The 17,969-nt window shown below is 69.3% G+C and carries 27 protein-coding genes; 26 read left to right on the plus strand and 1 reads right to left on the minus strand.

What is annotated here, in order from left to right; translation table 11 throughout:
• Nucleotides 1–48: 48 nt before the first annotated feature.
• The 25 genes from tuf to map all read left to right on the plus strand — a co-directional run bounded on the left by tuf (nt 49) and on the right by map (nt 15,312).
• Complete coding sequence (gene tuf / locus AWH51_RS03710) at nt 49–1,242, plus strand: elongation factor Tu (protein ID WP_063070786.1); 1,194 nt, start codon at nt 49–51, stop codon at nt 1,240–1,242.
• Nucleotides 1,243–1,399: 157 nt separating this feature from the next.
• Nucleotides 1,400–2,368, plus strand: coding sequence for a DNA topoisomerase IB (locus AWH51_RS03715; protein WP_063070787.1), 969 nt, complete (start codon nt 1,400–1,402; stop codon nt 2,366–2,368).
• A gap of 439 nt (nt 2,369–2,807) precedes the next feature.
• Nucleotides 2,808–3,116 (plus strand): 30S ribosomal protein S10, encoded by a 309-nt coding sequence (rpsJ, locus tag AWH51_RS03720; RefSeq protein ID WP_012039307.1) that lies wholly within the window; start codon nt 2,808–2,810, stop codon nt 3,114–3,116.
• Nucleotides 3,117–3,124: 8 nt separating this feature from the next.
• Complete coding sequence (gene rplC, locus AWH51_RS03725; protein WP_063070788.1) at nt 3,125–3,778, plus strand: 50S ribosomal protein L3; 654 nt, start codon at nt 3,125–3,127, stop codon at nt 3,776–3,778.
• Nucleotides 3,779–3,780: 2 nt separating this feature from the next.
• Nucleotides 3,781–4,437 (plus strand): 50S ribosomal protein L4, encoded by a 657-nt coding sequence (gene rplD / locus AWH51_RS03730; RefSeq protein WP_063070789.1) that lies wholly within the window; start codon nt 3,781–3,783, stop codon nt 4,435–4,437.
• Entirely contained in the window at nt 4,434–4,733 is a 300-nt protein-coding gene (gene rplW / locus AWH51_RS03735; RefSeq protein ID WP_012039304.1) for a 50S ribosomal protein L23, read from the plus strand. Before rplD ends, rplW begins: the two co-directional genes overlap by 4 nt.
• A gap of 22 nt (nt 4,734–4,755) precedes the next feature.
• The gene (rplB, locus tag AWH51_RS03740) at nt 4,756–5,595 is read left to right on the plus strand and encodes a 50S ribosomal protein L2 (protein ID WP_063070790.1); all 840 of its coding nucleotides are present in this window, start codon (nt 4,756–4,758) and stop codon (nt 5,593–5,595) included.
• A 12-nt stretch (nt 5,596–5,607) separates the two neighbouring features.
• Nucleotides 5,608–5,889 (plus strand): 30S ribosomal protein S19, encoded by a 282-nt coding sequence (gene rpsS / locus AWH51_RS03745; protein ID WP_063070791.1) that lies wholly within the window; start codon nt 5,608–5,610, stop codon nt 5,887–5,889.
• A gap of 25 nt (nt 5,890–5,914) precedes the next feature.
• Nucleotides 5,915–6,307 (plus strand): 50S ribosomal protein L22, encoded by a 393-nt coding sequence (gene rplV, locus AWH51_RS03750; RefSeq protein WP_063070792.1) that lies wholly within the window; start codon nt 5,915–5,917, stop codon nt 6,305–6,307.
• Nucleotides 6,307–7,104: a 30S ribosomal protein S3 gene (gene rpsC, locus AWH51_RS03755; protein ID WP_012039300.1), complete on the plus strand. Its 798-nt coding sequence runs from the start codon at nt 6,307–6,309 to the stop codon at nt 7,102–7,104. The genes rplV and rpsC overlap by 1 nt, the downstream gene beginning before the upstream one ends.
• A gap of 2 nt (nt 7,105–7,106) precedes the next feature.
• Nucleotides 7,107–7,526, plus strand: coding sequence for a 50S ribosomal protein L16 (gene rplP, locus AWH51_RS03760; protein ID WP_063070793.1), 420 nt, complete (start codon nt 7,107–7,109; stop codon nt 7,524–7,526).
• Nucleotides 7,526–7,852, plus strand: a complete 327-nt coding sequence (gene rpmC / locus AWH51_RS03765) for a 50S ribosomal protein L29 (RefSeq protein WP_063070794.1) — start codon at nt 7,526–7,528, stop codon at nt 7,850–7,852. Before rplP ends, rpmC begins: the two co-directional genes overlap by 1 nt.
• 2 nt (nt 7,853–7,854) lie before the next feature.
• Nucleotides 7,855–8,151 carry a 30S ribosomal protein S17 gene (rpsQ, locus tag AWH51_RS03770; RefSeq protein ID WP_063070795.1) on the plus strand — a complete coding sequence of 99 codons (297 nt, stop codon included), beginning with the start codon at nt 7,855–7,857 and terminating at the stop codon, nt 8,149–8,151.
• Between the two features lie 28 nt (nt 8,152–8,179).
• The gene (gene rplN, locus AWH51_RS03775) at nt 8,180–8,548 is read left to right on the plus strand and encodes a 50S ribosomal protein L14 (protein ID WP_012039296.1); all 369 of its coding nucleotides are present in this window, start codon (nt 8,180–8,182) and stop codon (nt 8,546–8,548) included.
• A 2-nt stretch (nt 8,549–8,550) separates the two neighbouring features.
• Entirely contained in the window at nt 8,551–8,910 is a 360-nt protein-coding gene (gene rplX / locus AWH51_RS03780; protein WP_063070796.1) for a 50S ribosomal protein L24, read from the plus strand.
• 2 nt (nt 8,911–8,912) lie between these two features.
• Nucleotides 8,913–9,509, plus strand: a complete 597-nt coding sequence (rplE, locus tag AWH51_RS03785; protein ID WP_063070797.1) for a 50S ribosomal protein L5 — start codon at nt 8,913–8,915, stop codon at nt 9,507–9,509.
• A 148-nt stretch (nt 9,510–9,657) separates the two neighbouring features.
• Nucleotides 9,658–10,056: a 30S ribosomal protein S8 gene (gene rpsH, locus AWH51_RS03790; RefSeq protein WP_063070798.1), complete on the plus strand. Its 399-nt coding sequence runs from the start codon at nt 9,658–9,660 to the stop codon at nt 10,054–10,056.
• A gap of 4 nt (nt 10,057–10,060) precedes the next feature.
• Complete coding sequence (gene rplF / locus AWH51_RS03795; RefSeq protein ID WP_063070799.1) at nt 10,061–10,597, plus strand: 50S ribosomal protein L6; 537 nt, start codon at nt 10,061–10,063, stop codon at nt 10,595–10,597.
• 2 nt (nt 10,598–10,599) lie between these two features.
• Complete coding sequence (rplR, locus tag AWH51_RS03800; protein ID WP_012039291.1) at nt 10,600–10,971, plus strand: 50S ribosomal protein L18; 372 nt, start codon at nt 10,600–10,602, stop codon at nt 10,969–10,971.
• Between the two features lie 35 nt (nt 10,972–11,006).
• Complete coding sequence (gene rpsE / locus AWH51_RS03805; protein ID WP_063070807.1) at nt 11,007–11,672, plus strand: 30S ribosomal protein S5; 666 nt, start codon at nt 11,007–11,009, stop codon at nt 11,670–11,672.
• A complete protein-coding gene (gene rpmD, locus AWH51_RS03810; protein WP_012039289.1) occupies nt 11,672–11,854 on the plus strand; it encodes a 50S ribosomal protein L30 in 183 nt (60 codons plus the stop codon). The genes rpsE and rpmD overlap by 1 nt, the downstream gene beginning before the upstream one ends.
• A complete protein-coding gene (gene rplO / locus AWH51_RS03815; protein WP_063070800.1) occupies nt 11,854–12,426 on the plus strand; it encodes a 50S ribosomal protein L15 in 573 nt (190 codons plus the stop codon). Before rpmD ends, rplO begins: the two co-directional genes overlap by 1 nt.
• Nucleotides 12,427–12,550: 124 nt before the next feature.
• On the plus strand, nt 12,551–13,873 hold the full coding sequence (secY, locus tag AWH51_RS03820; protein WP_063070801.1) for a preprotein translocase subunit SecY: 1,323 nt from the start codon (nt 12,551–12,553) through the stop codon (nt 13,871–13,873).
• Nucleotides 13,870–14,472: an adenylate kinase gene (locus AWH51_RS03825; protein WP_063070802.1), complete on the plus strand. Its 603-nt coding sequence runs from the start codon at nt 13,870–13,872 to the stop codon at nt 14,470–14,472. Before secY ends, AWH51_RS03825 begins: the two co-directional genes overlap by 4 nt.
• Before the next feature lie 3 nt (nt 14,473–14,475).
• Complete coding sequence (map, locus tag AWH51_RS03830; protein ID WP_063070803.1) at nt 14,476–15,312, plus strand: type I methionyl aminopeptidase; 837 nt, start codon at nt 14,476–14,478, stop codon at nt 15,310–15,312.
• Between the two features lie 43 nt (nt 15,313–15,355).
• Here the strand turns inward: map and AWH51_RS03835 are convergent, their stop codons facing one another.
• On the minus strand, nt 15,356–17,335 hold the full coding sequence (locus AWH51_RS03835; RefSeq protein WP_063070804.1) for a BglG family transcription antiterminator: 1,980 nt from the start codon (nt 17,333–17,335) through the stop codon (nt 15,356–15,358).
• A gap of 212 nt (nt 17,336–17,547) precedes the next feature.
• Here AWH51_RS03835 and AWH51_RS03840 point away from each other — a divergent pair, with 212 nt between their 5' ends.
• Nucleotides 17,548–17,925 carry a PTS sugar transporter subunit IIB gene (locus AWH51_RS03840; RefSeq protein ID WP_063070805.1) on the plus strand — a complete coding sequence of 126 codons (378 nt, stop codon included), beginning with the start codon at nt 17,548–17,550 and terminating at the stop codon, nt 17,923–17,925.
• Nucleotides 17,926–17,969: the final 44 nt, after the last annotated feature.

Consider the following 17,969-nt stretch of genomic DNA (forward strand, 5'->3'; position numbering starts at 1 on the left):
TCCGGGAACACCGGACGCCCCGCAACCGAGTCCTGAGGAGGACCCACAGTGGGTAAGGCCAAGTTCGAGCGGACCAAGCCGCACGTCAACATCGGAACGATCGGTCACGTCGACCACGGCAAGACGACGCTGACGGCAGCGATCTCCAAGGTCCTGGCGGACAAGTACCCGTCGGCGACCAACGTGCAGCGCGACTTCGCGTCCATCGACTCCGCTCCCGAGGAGCGCCAGCGTGGCATCACGATCAACATCTCGCACGTCGAGTACGAGACGCCCAAGCGTCACTACGCTCACGTCGACGCCCCGGGTCACGCTGACTACATCAAGAACATGATCACGGGCGCGGCGCAGATGGACGGCGCGATCCTCGTGGTCGCCGCCACCGACGGCCCCATGGCCCAGACGCGCGAGCACGTGCTGCTCGCGAAGCAGGTCGGCGTGCCGTACCTGCTCGTCGCGCTCAACAAGTCCGACATGGTCGACGACGAGGAGATCCTCGAGCTCGTCGAGCTCGAGGTCCGCGAGCTGCTCTCCAGCCAGGACTTCGACGGCGACAACGCCCCCGTCGTCCAGGTCTCCGGCCTCAAGGCGCTCGAGGGCGACGAGAAGTGGGTCGAGCAGATCGTCAAGCTCATGGACGCGGTCGACGAGTCCATCCCGGAGCCCGTCCGCGACAAGGACAAGCCGTTCCTCATGCCCGTCGAGGACGTCTTCACGATCACCGGTCGTGGAACCGTCGTCACGGGTCGCGCCGAGCGCGGCACGCTGGCCATCAACTCGGACGTCGAGATCGTGGGCATCCGTCCCACCGTCAAGACCACCGTCACGGGCATCGAGATGTTCCACAAGCAGCTCGACGAGGCCTGGGCCGGCGAGAACTGCGGTCTCCTGCTCCGCGGCACCAAGCGCGAGGACGTCGAGCGCGGCCAGGTCATCGTCAAGCCGGGTTCGGTCACGCCGCACACCGACTTCGAGGGCACCGCGTACATCCTCTCCAAGGAGGAGGGCGGGCGTCACAACCCGTTCTACGCGAACTACCGCCCGCAGTTCTACTTCCGCACCACCGACGTCACCGGCGTCATCACGCTGCCCGAGGGCACCGAGATGGTCATGCCCGGCGACACCACCGACATGAACGTCGCGCTGATCCAGCCGATCGCCATGGAGGAGGGCCTCGGCTTCGCCATCCGCGAGGGTGGCCGCACCGTCGGCGCCGGCACGGTCACGAAGATCATCAAGTAGCACCCCGCACCACCAGCACCACCTCCGACAGGGTCGGGCCGTCATGGCCCGGCCCTGTCGGCCGTTAACCGGCGACGGAGATCACGGGCTCCTGCGGATGGGGGCGCCTGATCGATCGTGGGCTAACGAACGGTGTCCCGGCGCGTAGGTTCGAGGGATGGTCAGACTCCGGCGCAGCGACGCCACCGGCAAGGGCTACACGCGCAAGCGCTCCGGCACGGGCTGGACCTACCTCGACTCCGACGGGAACCGCGTCACCGACCGGGCGCTGCGGGCGCGCATGGAGCACCTCGGCATCCCGCCCGCGTGGACCGACGTGTGGATCGCGCCGTACGAGAACGGGCACGTGCAGGCCACGGGAATGGACAGCGCGGGCCGACGGCAGTACATCTACCACCCGACCTGGCGCGAGCAGAAGGACCGGATCAAGTTCGACCGCGCCCTGCAGCTCGCCGAGTCGCTCCCGGCCGCGCGCCGCCAGGTCACGATGCACCTCCGTCAGGACGGCTTCACGCGCGAGCGCGCGCTGGCCGCCGGCTTCCGGATGCTCGACACGGGCAGCCTCCGGGTGGGCAGCGAGCGCTACACGGAGTCGAACGGCAGCCACGGGCTGTCCACGCTCCTCTGCTCGCACGTGACGATCCACGGTGACACCGTCCACCTCGAGTTCCCCGCGAAGAGCGGGCAGGAGTGGTCGAGCGACATCCGGGACGCCGACCTCGTGAAGGCCATCCGGGGCCTCAAGCGCCGCGGCCCGAACGCGCGGCTGCTGGCCTACGAGGACGGCCGCACGTGGCACCCGCTGGGGGCCGCGGACATCAACGACTACGTGCGCGAGCGGACGGGCGGCGAGTTCACCGCGAAGGACTTCCGCACCCTGCACGGCACGGTCGCCGCGGCGATCAGCCTCGCGAAGCACGGGCCGGAGCCGACCAAGGGCAAGCGGCAGCGGGCGCTCGCGCAGGCCTACCGCGACGCGGCGGAGGTGCTGAGCAACACCCCGACCATCGCGAAGAACAGCTACGTGGACCCGCGCCTCGTCGACGAGTACGTGCACGGCCGGACCATCGATCCGCAGCGCACCGCGTCGGGCGAGACGGAGCTCCGGGTGCTGCTGTTCCGGTGACCCGACGGGGGCCGGGAGCCGGCTGGGCGGAGGCGGCGTGAGGCCCGGAATCACGGGGGAGCGGGCGCGACACGCCCGGGTTGCACGCATGGCCGGACTGTGACAAACTCGTCTAGTTCAACATTCCGGTGCACGCCGCCCTGCGCGCGAGACACCGGATCACTGCCAGGCAGTGCATAGCCGCCCGGAGCGCACGTCGCTCCCTGGGCAGGTTAGGCCGCGGGCAGCAGAGCAGAGGCACACGACACCCACCGGATGAGCACCGCTCGTCCGCGCCCGCATGCGGGCGGGTGCACGAGCTGCCCGAGGCCGCGTCCCACGATGCGCGCCCGGGTGCACCACGGATCGGCGCGCCACGAGGCGCACCGCTCCGAGCGAGGGACACACGCGTCCAATACGGTCCGAGGCCGCATGACGCACGAAAGAGAGAGAGTCACGCATGGCGGGACAGAAGATCCGCATCCGACTTAAGTCGTACGACCACTCGGTCATCGACTCCTCGGCCCGGAAGATCGTCGACACGGTGACCCGCGCGGGCGCCACGGTCGTCGGCCCGGTGCCGCTGCCCACGGAGAAGAACGTGATCTGCGTGATCCGTTCCCCCCACAAGTACAAGGACAGCCGCGAGCACTTCGAGATGCGCACGCACAAGCGTCTGATCGACATCGTCGACCCGACGCCGAAGGCGGTCGACTCGCTCATGCGACTCGACCTCCCGGCCGACGTCAACATCGAGATCAAGCTCTAAGGGAACCCATGTCTACCGCTAACAGGACTTTCACCGGTCTGCTCGGCACGAAGCTGGGCATGACGCAGGTGTGGGACGAGAACAACAAGCTCATCCCCGTGACCGTCGTCCAGATCACCCCGAACGTCGTCACCCAGGTGCGCACGCCCGAGGTCGACGGCTACGGCGCGATCCAGATCGCCTACGGCCAGATCGACCCGCGCAAGGCCGACAAGCCGAGCACCGGCCACTTCGACAAGGCCGGCGTCACGCCGCGCCGCCACCTCACCGAGGTCCGCACCGCCGACTTCGCCGAGTACACGCTCGGCCAGGAGATCACGGTCGGCGCCTTCGAGGTCGGCGCCAAGGTCGACGTCGTCGGCACCAGCAAGGGCAAGGGCTTCGCCGGCGTCATGAAGCGCCACAACTTCCGGGGCGACAACGCCTCGCACGGTGCGCACCGCAACCACCGCAAGGCCGGCTCCATCGGCGCCTCCTCGACCCCCAGCCGTGTCTTCAAGGGCATGCGCATGGCCGGTCGCATGGGCGGCGAGCGCGTCACCGTGCTGAACCTCGTCGTCCACAGCGTGGACGCCGAGAAGGGCCTCCTGCTCGTCAAGGGCGCAGTGCCCGGCGCGCGTGGCCGCATCGTCTTCGTCCGCAACGCAGTGAAGGGGAAGTAGTCATGGCTACCGACACCCAGCTCGACGTCCTCGACGCGACCGGTGCAGTCACCGGCTCCGTCGACCTGCCCGCGTCGATCTTCGACGTGCAGACCAACGTCCCGCTCATCCACCAGGTCGTCGTCGCCCAGCTCGCCGCGGCGCGCCAGGGAACGCACAAGACCAAGGGCCGCGGCGAGGTCTCCGGCGCCGGCCGCAAGCCGTTCAAGCAGAAGGGCACCGGCCGCGCTCGTCAGGGCTCCATCCGCGCGCCCCAGATGACCGGCGGTGGCATCGTCCACGGCCCGACGCCCCGCAGCTACGCGCAGCGCACCCCCAAGAAGATGATCGCCGCGGCTCTCCTCGGCGCCCTCTCCGACCGCGCGCGCGGCGCCCGCCTCCACGTCATCGAGAGCCTCTCCGCCGGAGACGTCCCCTCGACGAAGACCGTGGTCGCGCTGCTCGAGGGCATCGCCACGAGCAAGCACGTGCTCATCGTCCTGGAGCGCACCGACGAGGTCAGCCTCCGCAGCGTGCGCAACATCCCGACGGTCCACGTGCTGTCCTACGACCAGCTCAACGCGTACGACGTGCTCGTGAGCGACGACATCGTCTTCACGAAGGGCGCGTTCGACGCGTTCGTCGAGTCGAAGACGGCCAAGGAAGAGGTTGCCGCATGAGCGCCACCCAGAAGGACCCCCGCGACATCATCATCGCGCCGGTCGTCTCCGAGAAGAGCTACGGCCTGATCGACCAGGGCAAGTACACGTTCATCGTGGACCCCCGCTCGAACAAGACGGAGATCAAGCTCGCGATCGAGAAGATCTTCGGCGTGCAGGTGGCGTCGGTCAACACGCTCAACAAGCAGGGCAAGACCCGCCGGACCAAGTTCGGGATGGGCAAGCGCAAGGACACCAAGCGCGCCATCGTCTCCCTCAAGTCGGGCTCCATCGACATCTTCACGACCGTCGGCTGAGACCGGGACTAGGAAAACACCAATGGCCATTCGCAAGTACAAGCCCACGACCCCGGGTCGTCGCGGTTCGTCCGTCGCCGACTTCGTGGAGATCACGCGCTCGACGCCCGAGAAGTCGCTGCTGCGCCCCCTCTCCAAGACCGGTGGACGCAACAACCAGGGCCGCATCACCACGCGTCACATCGGTGGCGGCCACAAGCGCCAGTACCGGGTCATCGACTTCAAGCGCAACGACAAGGACGGCGTCCTCGCCACCGTCGCGCACATCGAGTACGACCCCAACCGCACGGCGCGCATCGCGCTCCTGCACTTCATCGACGGCACGAAGCGCTACATCCTCGCGCCGAACAAGCTGCAGCAGGGCGACAAGATCGAGTCCGGCGCCCTGGCCGACATCAAGCCGGGCAACAACCTGCCGCTGCGCAACATCCCGACGGGTACCGTCATCCACGCCATCGAGCTCCGCCCCGGTGGCGGCGCGAAGATGGCCCGCTCCGCCGGCGCATCCGTGCGCCTCGTGGCGAAGGACGGCCCCTACGCCCAGCTGCGCCTGCCCTCCGGCGAGATCCGGAACGTCGATGCGCGCTGCCGCGCGACCATCGGCGAGGTCGGCAACGCCGAGCAGTCGAACATCAACTGGGGCAAGGCCGGCCGCATGCGCTGGAAGGGCGTCCGCCCGACCGTCCGCGGTGTCGCCATGAACCCGGTCGACCACCCGCACGGTGGTGGTGAGGGCAAGACCTCCGGTGGACGCCACCCGGTCAGCCCGTGGGGCCAGAAGGAAGGCCGCACGCGCCACATCAACAAGCCCAGCGACAAGCTCATCGTTCGCCGCCGCAACGCCGGCAAGAAGCGCAAGTAGGAGTTGTAGAAGATGCCACGCAGTCTGAAGAAGGGCCCCTTCGTCGACGACCACCTGCTCCGCAAGGTGATCTCGGCGAACGAGGCCAGCAGCAAGAACGTGATCAAGACCTGGTCGCGCCGATCGATGATCATCCCGGCGATGCTGGGTCACACCATCGCGGTGCACGACGGTCGCAAGCACACCCCGGTGTTCATCACCGAGTCGATGGTGGGCCACAAGCTCGGCGAGTTCGCTCTCACGCGCACCTTCCGCGGCCACGTGAAGGACGACAAGAAGGGTCGTCGTCGCTAACGCGGCGACGAGAAGGAGGAGAGAAATGGTGGAGTCGATCGCACGCGTGCGTCACATCCGCGTCACCCCCCAGAAGGCCCGTCGTGTCGTGGACATGATCCGCGGGAAGCAGGCCGAGGAGGCCCTGGCCATCCTGAAGTTCGCGCCCCAGGGCGCGAGCGAGCCGGTGTACAAGCTGGTGGCCTCGGCCATGGCGAACGCGCGGGTCAAGGCCGACGCGTCCAACAGCTTCCTGGCCGAGCAGGACCTCTACATCGCCAAGGCGTTCGTGGACGAGGGCACCACCCTCAAGCGGTTCCAGCCGCGCGCACAGGGTCGCGCATTCCGTATCAACAAGCGCACCAGCCACATCACGGTCGTCCTCGCGACGCCGGATGAGGCGGACGTGGCGACGACCACGAAGAAGGCGAGCAAGTAATGGGACAGAAGGTCAACCCGTACGGGTTCCGTCTCGGGATCACCACCGACCACGTGTCGCGCTGGTTCTCGGACAGCACGAAGAAGGGGCAGCGTTACAGCGACTACGTCGCCGAGGACGTGCGCATCCGCACCATGCTCAAGACGAGCCTCGACCGCGCCGGTGTGGCGCGCATCGAGATCGAGCGCACCCGTGACCGCGTCCGCGTGGACATCTACACGGCGCGCCCGGGCATCGTCATCGGACGCCGCGGCGTCGAGGCCGAGCGCATCCGCGCCGACCTCGAGAAGCTCACGGGCAAGCAGATCCAGCTCAACATCCTCGAGGTGAAGAACCCCGAGGCCGAGGCTCAGCTGGTCGCCCAGGGCATCGCCGAGCAGCTGGCGGGTCGCGTGGCCTTCCGCCGCGCGATGCGCAAGGGCCTGCAGGGCGCGCAGCGCGCCGGCGCCAAGGGCGTCCGCATCCAGGTGTCCGGCCGTCTCGGCGGCGCCGAGATGAGCCGGTCGGAGTTCTACCGCGAGGGCCGCGTGCCGCTGCACACCCTCCGCGCGAACATCGACTACGGCTTCTACGAGGCCCGCACCTCCTTCGGCCGCATCGGCGTGAAGGTCTGGGTCTACAAGGGCGACATCACGAACAAGGATCTCGCTCGCGAGCAGGCGAACCAGAAGTCGTCCCGCCCCGAGCGCCGTAACGACCGTTCCGACGGTCGGACCGGGGACCGCCGCACCAACGCGCCGCGCACCGCGCCGGCCGCCGAGGCAGCGCCGGTCGCCGCAGCAGGAGTTGAGGCGTAACCATGTTGATCCCCCGCAAGCTCAAGCACCGCAAGCAGCACCACCCGGGTCGAACCGGTCACGCGACGGGCGGCACCGTGGTGTCGTTCGGCGAGTACGGCATCCAGGCCCTCACGCCCGCCTACGTCACGAACCGGCAGATCGAGTCCGCTCGAATCGCCATGACGCGTCACGTCAAGCGCGGCGGCAAGGTGTACATCAACATCTTCCCCGACCGCCCGATCACCAAGAAGCCCGCCGAGACCCGCATGGGTTCCGGCAAGGGCTCGGTCGAATGGTGGGTCGCGAACGTCAAGCCGGGCCGCGTGCTCTTCGAGCTCTCCGGAGTCGACGAGGTCACGGCGCGCGAGGCGCTCACCCGGGCCATCCACAAGCTGCCCCTCAAGGCACGCATCATCAAGCGCGAGGAAGGCGACGCATAATGGCGATCGGTTCCAAGGAGCTCGCCCCCGTCGAGCTGGACACTTTCGAGGACGAGCGACTCGTCGAAGAGCTGAAGAAGGCCAAGGAGGAGCTGTTCAACCTGCGCTTCCAGTCGGCCACCGGTCAGCTCGACAGCCACGGCCGCCTGCGCGCCGTCAAGCGCGACATCGCTCGGATCTACACGGTCATCCGCGAGCGCGAGCTGGGCATCCGTCCCACGCCCGCCCCCGTCGAGGTCCCCGAGAAGCCCGAGAAGAAGAAGGCGACGAAGAAGGCCGCGAAGGCCGACGACGCCGCCGTCACCGAGAAGGCTGAGGAGGCTTGATCATGGCGAACGCCGAAGAGAAGAACACGGCTGACACCGCGACGGTCGACCGCGGCTACCGCAAGTCGCGTCGTGGCTACGTCACCAGCGACAAGATGGACAAGACCATCGTCGTCGAGGTCGAGGACCGCGTGAAGCACCCGCTGTACGGCAAGGTCATCCGCCGCACCTCCAAGGTCAAGGCGCACGACGAGGCGAACACCGCCGGCATCGGCGACCTGGTCCTGATCAACGAGACCCGTCCCCTCAGCGCCTCCAAGCGCTGGCGCCTGGTCGAGATCCTCGAGAAGGCCAAGTAGCCCCGGCTGCTTGGATGAAGGAGCAACAGTGATTCAGCAGGAATCCCGCCTGAAGATCGCCGACAACACCGGTGCCAAGGAGATCTTGACCATCCGCGTGCTCGGTGGCTCGGGTCGTCGCTACGCCGGACTCGGGGATGTCATCGTCGCGACCGTCAAGGACGCGATCCCCGGTGGCAACGTCAAGAAGGGCGAGGTCGTCAAGGCGGTCATCGTCCGCACCAAGAAGGAGACGCGCCGTCCCGACGGCTCGTACATCAAGTTCGACGAGAACGCGGCCGTCATCCTGAACAGCAACGGGGAGCCCCGCGGCACCCGCATCTTCGGACCGGTGGGCCGCGAGCTCCGGGACAAGAAGTTCATGAAGATCATCTCGCTGGCACCGGAGGTCATTTAGTCATGGCGAACATCAAGAAGGGTGACCTCGTGCAGGTCATCACGGGTCGCACGCAGGCCAAGGGCGGCGACCGGGGCAAGCAGGGCAAGGTCCTGTCCGTCCTGGTCGAGCGCAACCGCGTCGTCGTCGAGGGCGTGAACTTCGTCACGAAGCACGTCCGCGTCGGCCAGACGCAGCGCGGCTCCAAGACGGGCGGCATCGAGACCGTCGAGGCGCCCATCCACATCTCCAACGTCGCGCTCGTCGACCCCGAGTCCAAGAAGCCCACGCGAGTCGGCTTCCGGACCGAGACGGTCGAGAAGGACGGGGTCTCCAAGACCGTCCGCGTGCGCTACGCCAAGAAGTCAGGTAAGGACCTCTAGCAATGACCGACACCGCCACCGCTGGCACGGCCGAGAGCACGCCGCTCCCGCGCCTCAAGCAGAAGTACCGCTCCGAGATCGTCAGCCAGCTGACCGCTGATCTCGGCTTCACGAACGTGCACCAGGTGCCCGGGCTCACGAAGATCGTCGTGAACATGGGCGTCGGCGACGCGGCCCGTGACGGCAAGATCATCGACGGCGCGGTCGCCGACCTCACCAAGATCACCGGCCAGAAGCCGCAGGTCACGAAGGCCCGCAAGTCGATCGCCCAGTTCAAGCTGCGTGAGGGCCAGGCCATCGGCACCCACGTGACGCTGCGCGGCGACCGCATGTGGGAGTTCCTCGACCGCCTGCTGTCCCTCGCCCTGCCGCGCATCCGCGACTTCCGCGGGCTCAGCCCGAAGCAGTTCGACGGCAACGGCAACTACACGTTCGGCCTCAACGAGCAGAGCATGTTCCACGAGATCGACCAGGACCGCATCGACCGGGTCCGCGGCATGGACATCACGGTCGTCACGACCGCTCGGACGGACGACGAGGGACGCGCGCTGCTCAAGGCGCTCGGCTTCCCGTTCCAGACGCCCGAGAACACGCCGTAGCCTCTTCGGAGACGCAGCACCAGCTCCACCCGCACGACCAGCACCACCGCACGATCGGCGCCGGGCACCTCCGCCCGGCGCCGCCACCACCACAGGTCGTCATCCGTGTCCGGATGAACGAAACCAGGCGAGAGAGGCACCACCAGATATGACAATGACCGACCCGGTCGCTGACATGCTGACCCGACTCCGGAACGCGAACTCCGCGCACCACGACACGGTCTCCATGCCGCACTCCAAGCTCAAGTCGCACATCGCCGACATCCTCAAGTCCGAGGGCTTCATCGCCGGCTGGGACGTCGCGGACGCCCGCGTCGGCCAGACGCTGACGCTCAGCCTCAAGTTCGGCCCCGACCGCCAGCGCTCCATCCGGGGCATCAAGCGCGTGTCGAAGCCCGGACTGCGCGTGTACGCGAAGTCCGCGGAGATCCCCCAGGTCCTCGGTGGCCTCGGGGTCGCCATCCTGTCCACCTCCTCGGGGCTCCTCACGGACCGCCAGGCTGCGAAGAAGGGCGTGGGTGGGGAAGTCCTCGCCTACGTGTGGTAACGCCATGTCACGTATCGGAAGACTCCCCATCGACGTCCCCGCAGGGGTCGACGTCGCCGTGGACGGCCAGCTCGTCACGGTGAAGGGCCCGAAGGGCGAGCTCAGCCTCACCATCGCGCAGCCCATCCGCGCCGAGGTCCAGGACGGGCAGGTGCTCGTCACCCGTCCGGACGACGAGCGCGAGTCGCGTTCGCTCCACGGCCTCACGCGCAGCCTCATCGCGAACAACATCATCGGCGTCACCACCGGCTACACCAAGGGCCTCGAGATCGTCGGCACGGGTTACCGCGTCGCGGTCAAGGACAAGGGCGTCGAGTTCGCGCTCGGCTTCTCCCACCCCGTGTACGTCGAGGCGCCCGAGGGCATCAGCTTCACCGTCGAGGGCGTCAACAAGATGACCGTCATCGGCATCGACAAGCAGCTCGTCGGCGAGACGGCCGCCAACATCCGCAAGATTCGCAAGCCCGAGCCCTACAAGGGCAAGGGCGTCCGCTACGCCGGCGAGAACGTTCGCCGCAAGGCCGGAAAGAGTGGTAAGTGATCATGGCTCTCGGAGTTAGAGGAAAAAGCAAGTCCGCCGCCCGCGGCCGCAGGCACGCACGCCTGCGCAAGAAGGTCGAGGGCACCGAGCTGCGTCCGCGCCTGGTCGTCACCCGTTCGGCCCGCCACGTCTTCGTGCAGGTCGTCGATGACAGCCGTGGTCACACCGTCGCGTCCGCATCGACCCTCGAGGCCGACATGCGCACGTTCGACGGCGACAAGACCGCCAAGTCGCGCAAGGTCGGCGAGCTCGTCGCCGAGCGCGCCAAGGCGGCCGGCGTGGAGAGCGTCGTATTCGATCGTGGTGGCAACCGCTACGCAGGACGCGTCGCGGCCATCGCCGAAGGAGCTCGAGAGGGTGGTCTGAGCCTGTGAGCGCAGCCGAGAACAACAACAAGGAGCCCGAGGTCGTGGCAGTGGCGGAGACGCCCGTCGAGACCGCGGCGTCCACCGCACCCGCGCAGAACGAGGGCCGCGAGGGCCGTCGTGGCGGACGCGACCGGAACCAGGGCGGCCGCGACAGCCGCGGTGGCCGTGATGCCGACAAGAGCCAGTTCCTGGAGCGCGTCGTCACCATCAACCGCGTGTCCAAGGTCGTCAAGGGCGGTCGTCGCTTCAGCTTCACCGCGCTCGTGATCGTCGGAGACGGCAACGGACTGGTGGGCGTCGGCTACGGCAAGGCCCGCGAGGTGCCGACCGCCATCTCCAAGGGCGTCGAGGAGGCGAAGAAGAACTTCTTCCGCGTCCCCCGCATCGGCCTGACCATCCCGCACGCCGTGCAGGGTGAGGCCTCCGCCGGAGTCGTCCTCCTGCGTCCCGCGTCCGCGGGTACCGGCGTCATCGCCGGTGGCCCCGTCCGCGCGGTGCTCGAGTGCGCCGGCATCCACGACGTGCTGAGCAAGTCGCTCGGCTCGTCCAACACGATCAACATCGTGCACGCCACGGTGGAGGCGCTGCAGCAGCTCGAGGAGCCGCGCGCGGTCGCCGCCCGTCGTGGGCTCGAGCTGGAGCAGGTCGTCCCGGCCCGCATCCTGCGCGCCCAGCGTGCCGAGGCCGACGCGAAGGCAGGTGTCTGATGGCTCAGCTCCGAGTGACGCAGATCAAGTCCAAGATCAGCGAGAAGCAGAACCAGCGCGACACCCTGCGGAGCCTCGGGCTCCGTCGCATCGGTGCCGTGGTGGTCCGAGAGGACAACGCCCAGAACCGCGGCTACGTCAACACCGTCGCGCACCTGGTGAAGGTGGAGGAGATCGACTGATGGCTGAGAAGAACGAGTCGGCCGAGACGCCCGTGAAGGCGTCCAAGGCCGCACCCAAGAAGACCGCGAAGGCCCCGGCCGCCGCCGCTTCCGCCGAGACGACCACGGTCGGCTCGACGGAGACGGTCAAGCGCGACCAGGTCCTCAAGGTCCACCACCTCCGTCCCGCCGCCGGGGCCAAGAAGGCACGCCAGCGTGTCGGCCGCGGTGAGGGCTCGAAGGGCAAGACCGCGGGTCGCGGCACCAAGGGCACGAAGGCCCGCTACACGGTGCGCGTCGGCTTCGAGGGTGGGCAGATGCCGCTGCACATGCGCACCCCGAAGCTCCGCGGGTTCAAGAACCCGTTCCGCGTCGAGTACCAGGTCGTGAACCTGGAGAAGCTCGCCGCGCTCTACCCCGACGGCGGCGACGTCACCACGAGCGACCTGGTCGCCAAGGGTGCCGTCCGCAAGAACGAGAAGGTCAAGGTCCTCGGGGACGGCGACATCTCGGTTAAGCTGACCGTTGCCGTCGACAAGGTCTCCGGTTCCGCTGCGGAGAAGATCGTCGCAGCAGGCGGCTCCGTCAAGTAGCACTGCAGGACGCTCAGGAGGGGCGGTCGGGGAACCGACCGCCCCTACTGGCACCTGGGGCCGCATCGGGTCGGCCCGACCCCCGCCTCCCGGCGGACCCTCCACAGAAAGCAGGACACCCTCCGTGTTGAGCGCCGTCGTCAGGATCTTCCGCACCCCCGACCTGCGTCGCAAGATCGGGTTCACGCTGGGCATCATCGCCCTCTTCCGCCTGGGCTCCTTCATCCCCGCGCCGTTCGTCGACTTCGCCAACGTGCAGTCGTGCCTCGCCGCCAACCAGGGCACGTCGGGCCTCTACGAGCTCGTCAACCTCTTCAGCGGCGGCGCGCTGCTGAAGCTCTCCATCTTCGCGCTGGGGATCATGCCGTACATCACGGCGTCGATCATCGTCCAGCTGCTCCGCGTGGTCATCCCGCACTTCGACACCCTCTACAAGGAGGGCCAGTCCGGCCAGGCCAAGCTCACGCAGTACACGCGCTACCTCACGATCGCGCTCGCGGTGCTCCAGTCCACGACGCTCATCACCGTCGCGCGCAGCGGCGCGCTGTTCGGCCAGACCAACGTCAGCGCCTGCACGCAGCTCGTCACGAACGACGCCTGGTACGCGATCATGCTCATGGTCATCACCATGACCGCCGGCACCGGCCTCATCATGTGGATGGGCGAGCTCATCACCGAGCGCGGCATCGGCAACGGCATGTCGCTCCTCATCTTCACGTCGGTCGCCGCGGCGTTCCCGACCTCGCTCATCGCGATCCAGCAGAGCCGCGGCTGGGAGGTCTTCGCCCTCGTCATCCTGGTCGGCCTGCTGGTCGTCGCCGCCGTCGTCTACGTCGAGCAGTCGCAGCGCCGCATCCCCGTCCAGTACGCCAAGCGCATGGTCGGGCGCCGCACCTACGGCGGCAACAACACGTACATCCCCATCAAGGTGAACATGGCCGGCGTCGTGCCCGTCATCTTCGCGTCGTCGCTGCTGTACCTGCCCGCGCTCGTCGCGCAGTTCAACCAGCCGCCCGTCGGCCAGCCGCCGGCACCGTGGGTGCAGTGGATCACCGACAACCTCACCACGGGCGACCACCCGCTCTACATGGCGATGTACTTCCTGCTCATCGTCGGGTTCACGTACTTCTACGTCGCCATCACCTTCAACCCGGAGGAGGTCGCCGACAACATGAAGAAGTACGGCGGCTTCATCCCCGGGATCCGCGCCGGGCGTCCGACGGCCGAGTACCTCGACTACGTGCTCACGCGCATCACGCTGCCGGGCTCGCTGTACCTCGGCCTCATCGCGCTCCTGCCGCTCATCGCCCTGTCGCTCGTCGGCGCCAACCAGAACTTCCCGTTCGGCGGCGCGAGCATCCTCATCGTCGTGGGCGTCGGCCTCGAGACGGTGAAGCAGATCGACTCGCAGCTGCAGCAGCGGCACTACGAGGGGCTGCTCAAGTGACCCGGCTCCTCATCGTCGGCCCTCCCGGGGCCGGCAAGGGAACGCAGGCCACGCGCATCGCCGCCGAGTACGGCATCCCGGACGTCTCGACCGGCGACATCTTCCGCCAGAACATCAAGGACGGCACCGAGCTCGGGCAGCAGGTCCAGGCGCTCGTCGACGCGGGCAACTACGTGCCGGACGAGCTGACCAACAGCCTCGTCACGGCACGCCTCCGGGAGGACGACGCGCGCGAGGGCTTCCTGCTGGACGGCTACCCGCGCACGCTCGCCCAGGTCGCGTACCTCGAGGATCTGCTCCAGGGCTGGGGCCACCAGCTCGACGCCGTGATCCAGCTCGTCGCCGACGAGGAGGAGGTCGTGGCCCGGCTCACCCGGCGCGCGGCCGAGCAGGGGCGCGCCGACGACGGCGAGGACGAGATCCGGCACCGCCAGGAGGTGTACGTCCGCGAGACGAGCCCCCTCATCGCCGTGTACCGCGACCGCGGTCTGCTGATCGAGATCGACGGCCTCGGCGACGTCGACGAGGTGGCGGCGCGCATCCGCACGGCCCTCGCCGAGCGCGGCGTCCGCCCCGTCTCCGACGCGGGCCGCGCCTAGCCCGTGGGAGCGCTCCGCCGCACGCCCGGCATCTACAAGACGCCGGACGAGATCCGCCGCATGGTCGCTCCGGGCCTCGCGACCGCCGCGTCGCTCGACGCCGTGCGCGGGCTCATCGCGCCGGGCGTCACCACGGGCGAGCTCGACGCGGCCGCCGACGCCGCCATCCGCGCGCTCGGCGGGCACTCGAACTTCCAGCTCGTGCCCGGGTACCGCCACACGGTGTGCGTCTCCGTGAACGACGAGGTCGTGCACGGCATCCCGGGCGACCGCGTGCTGCAGCCCGGCGACATCGTCTCGGTGGACAGCGGCGCGGAGATCGACGGCTGGAACGGCGACTCGGCGATGACCGTGGTCGTGCCGGACCCCGCGAACCCGGATGTCGTGGAGGCGCGCGAGCGCCTGTCCCGCGTCACCGAGGACTCCCTGTGGGCCGGCATCGCCCGGCTCGCGACCGCGTCGCACCTCAACGAGGTGGGCGAGGCCGTCGAGGAGAGCGTGGAGGCGGCCGGCTCCTTCGGCATCGTCATGGACTACACGGGGCACGGCATCGGCCGCAGCATGCACGAGGATCCGCCGGTGTTCAACTACCGCGTGCGGGGCAAGGGCCCCGCGGTGAAGCCGGGGCTCGTCGTCGCGATCGAGCCCATGATCACCGACGGCGAGGCGGAGACGCGCGTGCTCGACGACGACTGGACCGTCGCGACCGTCGACGGCAGCATGGCGTCGCACTGGGAGCACTCGGTCGCGGTGCACGCGCGCGGCATCTGGGTGCTCACGCTCGCGGACGGCGGCGCCTCGCGCCTCGTGCCGCTCGGCGTCACGCCCGTCGCCCCCTGACACGCTGATCCGCTGACCGTCGGCGGGCCCCCGCTCCGCCCGCTCAGGTGTCCATGACGTGCACGAGCTCCTCGATGAAGGAGCCGTGCGACCCGGACGCCCGCATGATCGCCTGCACGTCCCGGTGGTCGGAGAAGACCTCGACGAACTGGTCGAAGACGTGCTGGAAGCTCGAGCGCCCGCTCGCGCTAAAGGCCACGAGCGCGACCACGTGCACGCGGTTGCCGCCCCACTGCATCGCCTCGTCGTTGACGACGATGGCGATGGCCGTGCGGTGGGCGGTCATGGCGAGCGAGTGCGGCACGGCGAGCGTGTCGGTGAAGGCCGTGGACGAGAGCCGCTCGCGCTCGATCGCGCCCTCGATGTACTCGGGCTCGATGATGCCCTGCTCGACCATCCGCCCGCCGAGCAGCCGGATCATCGCCTCCTCGTCGGGGGCGTGCAGGTCGCGGAAGAAGAGCGACTCGTCGAGGAAGCGCAGCAGGTCGTGCTTCATCGCGCTGCGACGCGCGAGCCGGCGGACGCGCGCGACGGCCCGGCGGATCGCCTCGATGTCGTCGGGCGTCGGCAGCGGCTGCACCACCACGACGGCGTCGCCGGGCGGGCGGGATCCCGTAGCGTCGATGACGAGGTCGACCCCGAGCGCGTCGGCGTCCGCGTCGGTGCGCGTGATCACCGCGTCCACGCTGATGTCCGCGCCGAGCGCCTGCTCGATCCGCGAGCGCATGATCTGGTGCAGGTCGTAGTAGTTCGGGCAGACGAGCGCGCACGCGACCCGGTCGTCGCGGCGGGCGACGCGCTCCCGGTGCGAGCCCACGTGCAGCGCGATGTAGGCGATCTCGTCGTCGTTGATCGCGATGCCCCGGCGCCGCTGCACCTCGCTCGCGATGAAGACCGCGATCTCGTAGGTCATCGGGTAGGACGTCTTGATGGACCGGGCGAGCGGGTTGCGCGAGAACGAGCGGTCGGCGGCGCGGGCGACGAGGTTGCCGAGGTGCAGCGAGAAGCGCACCGTGAAGTCCTCGTCCTCGAGGTCGACCAGGTACTCCTGCTTCACGCGGCGCACGATGGCGCGCACCACGTCGAGGTCGCTCTCGACCACGTGGTCGCGCATCACGGTGGCGAGGGGCTGCTCGTTCCCGGGCGTGACGACGCGCGTGCGGACGAGGAGCGCGAGGTAGGCGACGTCGCCCGCGGGGACGGGCACGTCGAAGTGGGCGCCGAGGAGCCGGGCGAGCACGTCGCGGATCGCGAGGGCCGTGGGATCCGCGGCGGGGGAGCCTGCGTCGGCCGCGTCCGCGTCCACGTCGACTGCCTCGGCGTCGGACACCGCGCCGGCCGGTTCCGCGTGCGCCCGCCGCGGCGCCCGTGCCAGCCGGTCCACCGCGATCGCGACGTGCAGCAGCACGTTGTCGACGCCGTACTCGTTGACGAAGAAGCCGCGCTCCGTGAGCTCGCGGATGAGGTCGGTCTTGAAGGCGCGCAGCGAGTCGGAGGCGAACTCGCGCTGCACGCTCTCGAGCGGCAGGAACCCCTGCGCGCTCTCGTCGCGGAACATGCGCGACAGCAGCCGCCGGAAGTCGCGCTCGGACCCCGCGAGCACGACCTGGGATCCGGTGCGACGGAGCGCGAGCCCGGCGTCCTCCACGAGGGCGCGCACCTTGCGGAGGTCGGCCTCGATCGTGGACTCGCTCACGTGCAGCTCGTCGGCCAGCGCGAAGACGTCGAGGCCGGCGGGGGCGTCGCCCAGGCGGCGCACGAGCGCGTGCAGCCGGTCGCGCGGCGTGCCCTGCGCATCGCCCGACGCGCGGCTGCCCCGGTGCCGGGCGTAGCTGCCGGCGTCGATGCGGTAGCCGTCGGGGGAGGAGGCGATCGCCACCTCCGAGCGCTCGCGCACCGCGGCCACGTAGCTCCGGACGCTGCGGGTGGTGACGCCCAGCCGGTCGGCGAGCTCCCCGGCCTCGACCCAGCGATCCGCCGTGGACAGGTAGTCCAGCAGCCTCTCCTGGTTGTCGCTGAGCATGCGCGTCCTCCCCGCGGCCGGGCGGATCCCGGGATCGAGGGGACGGGCGCGGCTCGCGTGCAGGGTCGAGTCAACCATCCCCGGGTGCCGAGGGCGGTCCTCGCGGCCGCCCCGCCACCGGTCTTCCTACCGGGCGGAAGCGGATCTGCTGGTGGCGCGCCCCCGCCGCGGAGCACGATGGGACGACCAGCGACGACGCGAGGAGGCACAGCATGACCGGGAGGATCCTCGTCGTCTGCGGCTCCGGCGCATCCAGCACCTTCCTCGCCCACCGCCTCCGCTCCCTCGCCGAGGCCGACGGGCTCGAGATCGAGGCCGTCGCGGGATCCGTCGCGGACGTGCGCCTCGACGCCGCGGGCATGGACGTCGTCCTCCTCGGCGCCCACCTCGCCGACCGGATCGACCTCGTGCGCCGGGCCGCCGCCGACGAGGGCGCGACCGCCGTGCTCCTCGACGCGGCCGCCTCGCGTCCCGAGGGCGCCCGCGCCGCCCTCGACCGGGCCCTCGCCGCCATGCGCGCCGGCGGCCGCGCGATGGGGCTGGGCGCCGCGCCGGGCCGTCCCGTCGGGGGAGCGTCGCACCCCGCCTGACCGACCCGCCCGCCTCCGCGACCACCGGCGCCCGCGCCGACACC

It is taken from the genome of Clavibacter tessellarius (assembly GCF_001618005.1).
GTDB lineage: Bacteria > Actinomycetota > Actinomycetes > Actinomycetales > Microbacteriaceae > Clavibacter > Clavibacter tessellarius_A.